We start from the raw sequence: 2,122 nt of genomic DNA, 5'->3' as shown, positions 1-2,122 counted from the left end.
AATCAAAACCACCCCTAAAAGGGGTGGTTTGCTCTTAGGGTATAACCCTTGGATTTCCGGCACGCGTCTAAAGGCGCCGGCCCTCACGGGGTTCGGGCCGCACTGCAGGTTGACCCGTGACGGGCCGGTCAAACCGGCGCTATTTGCGCCCCGGCCCCCTATCGAAGGGGTCCTCGTACTCCTTGACGCTCAGCCGGTCGAGCGCGATGTCGGCCTTCTCCTGCTCCCGGATGTACTTCGCGATCGTCGCCTCGTTCAGGCCGACGGTGGAAACGTAGTGGCCCTCGGCCCAGAACTTCCTGTTGCCGAACTTGTACTTCATGTTCGCGTGCCTGTCGAATACCATCAGCGAGCTCTTCCCCTTCAGGTAGCCCATCACGCTCGACACGCTGTACTTCGGCGGTATCGCCAGCAGCATGTGGACGTGGTCGGGCATCAGGTGCCCCTCGATGATCTCTATCCCCTTGTACTGGCAGAGCTTCCTGAAGATCTCCCCAAGGTCGGACCTTATTTGGTTGTAGATGACTTTGCGCCTATACTTCGGCGTGAACACGACGTGGTACTTGCACATCCACTTCGTGTGCGACAGGCTGTAGGCCTTCTGGGCCATACGCCACCACCGCCCTCTCGACTCGGATTCCTTGCGGCCTGAACAATCGCAAGTGTCCGGCGAGGGGGCGGCTTTGTAAAGCCGGTTGTCCCCACCCGCATAGCGGGTGGTTTCTGATGCGGCGCGCTGCGCGCCCCGCACAGGCTAAAGCCTTTAAACAAAGGGGGGCTGGGAATCACTTCCCAGCCCCCTTAACTCATACTCTCGATTGAAGCAGAGCCATCGTTAGTCGATGGAGATCTTCGTAACGTTCTTCTTCTCGACAATCTTGGGAACCGTAACGGTAAGGATGCCGTCAGCGTACTTTGCAGAAAGGCCCTCGCTCGAAGCGTCCTTTAGATACACGCCACGCGTCGAGCTGTACGAGCTGAACTCCTTCTGCAGGAAGTTCTTGCCCTCGTTCTCGTCGCCTTCCTCAACATTCACGCTAATGGAAAGACGACCCTCATTGAGCTCAACGTCGATGTCGTCCTTCGCGACGCCGGTCAGATAGGCCTTGACCTCGTAACCGTCGCCCTTGTCCTCAACATCGACGGGAAACGCCTTAGAGGCGATCGAGTTGTTTGCCAGATCGGTCATATCATCAAACAGATCGAACAGCGAGCTTGCAGAAGGACGGACACCAAAAACCGAACGATAAGGAACCATGCTTGCCATGTTTACCACTCCTTGTAAGGACTGCCGAGCCATCTTCTAGGTGGTTGGGACTTCTTTTGACGCTCATATATATGCCCAACCGCTTCTTATATATACATCGACTATAAAGTTTTTTGAGTCTATTGATATAAGCATATCTGAGTCTGGTTGACTAAGGTTTTGTCTAATAAACGGAATTTGAACGAAGGCTTAAATAATGTATGCAATCCCATCAAAACTAGACGGCTGGCTTACAATGGGCGCATACACGATATTGATGACGAACTAAGGGCATCATGGACGATCAAAAACAGGACAACACGTTTATGCCGGAGCAGGACGAAGCATCCAGCCAGCAACCGATTCGATTCCATCGCCCCCACATCTCGCAAGAGCCCATCAATGGCCCAGAGCCCAAATATGTGACAAGAAACCGATATCAAACACTCGAAGAAGCGCAAACGGGGCGCAAACATATGGGCGTCGCCTCGGGAGACCCTGTATATCTGAAAGACGCACCATTATCTAAAAACAGCGTAGCTAGTGATGAGCCGATGAAAGCATCCGCCGCTCATCAACAAAGAGGGCCTCGACCCAAGCAAACCTTGACGCATTCGGCTCGCTATCTCGAAACGCCAAAACAGGGAAAGTCAATCTTCGTTTCGTCAAGTAAACGACGCAAGCAGCATCAGCTGACAATCCTGCTTATGATCATTGCGGCCATAGCAGTTGCCCTTGTTATACGATTTATTTTCTTTAAATAAAGGCTCAATACCGAAAACAACAAGATCGTCTGGTGTAATTGAGTCATTCACGCCCCGTAAACGCAAAAAAGGGGGAGGCCGCGAGGCCTCCCCCTTCTTCAATCTCGATGAC

3 protein-coding genes are annotated in these 2,122 nt (G+C 52.9%); 1 reads left to right on the top strand and 2 read right to left on the bottom strand.

The window, feature by feature from the left end; translation table 11 throughout:
• Positions 1-139: 139 nt before the first annotated feature.
• Positions 140-610 carry an IS200/IS605 family transposase gene (tnpA, locus tag DXD77_RS10145; RefSeq protein WP_117647772.1) on the bottom strand — a complete coding sequence of 157 codons (471 nt, stop codon included), beginning with the start codon at positions 608-610 and terminating at the stop codon, positions 140-142.
• Positions 611-835: 225 nt separating this feature from the next.
• Entirely contained in the window at positions 836-1,267 is a 432-nt protein-coding gene (locus DXD77_RS10140; RefSeq protein WP_117648572.1) for an Hsp20/alpha crystallin family protein, read from the bottom strand.
• A 275-nt stretch (positions 1,268-1,542) separates the two neighbouring features.
• Here DXD77_RS10140 and DXD77_RS10135 point away from each other — a divergent pair, with 275 nt between their 5' ends.
• Positions 1,543-2,010 carry a hypothetical protein gene (locus DXD77_RS10135; protein ID WP_117648571.1) on the top strand — a complete coding sequence of 156 codons (468 nt, stop codon included), beginning with the start codon at positions 1,543-1,545 and terminating at the stop codon, positions 2,008-2,010.
• Positions 2,011-2,122 lie beyond the last annotated feature (112 nt).

The sequence above is a fragment of the Collinsella sp. TM09-10AT genome, assembly GCF_003436275.1.
Classification (GTDB): domain Bacteria; phylum Actinomycetota; class Coriobacteriia; order Coriobacteriales; family Coriobacteriaceae; genus Collinsella.
Note: the sequence above shows the minus strand (reverse complement) of the source record. Positions and strands in the feature narration are given on the sequence as shown.

What these genes read in the sequence shown, in the direction of transcription:
- DXD77_RS10135 (WP_117648571.1), top strand. Translation starts at nt 1,543, where the DNA reads ATGGACGATCAAAAACAGGACAACACGTTTATGCCGGAGCAGGACGAA.
- tnpA (WP_117647772.1), bottom strand. Translation starts at nt 610, where the DNA reads ATGGCCCAGAAGGCCTACAGCCTGTCGCACACGAAGTGGATGTGCAAG.
- DXD77_RS10140 (WP_117648572.1), bottom strand. Translation starts at nt 1,267, where the DNA reads ATGGCAAGCATGGTTCCTTATCGTTCGGTTTTTGGTGTCCGTCCTTCT.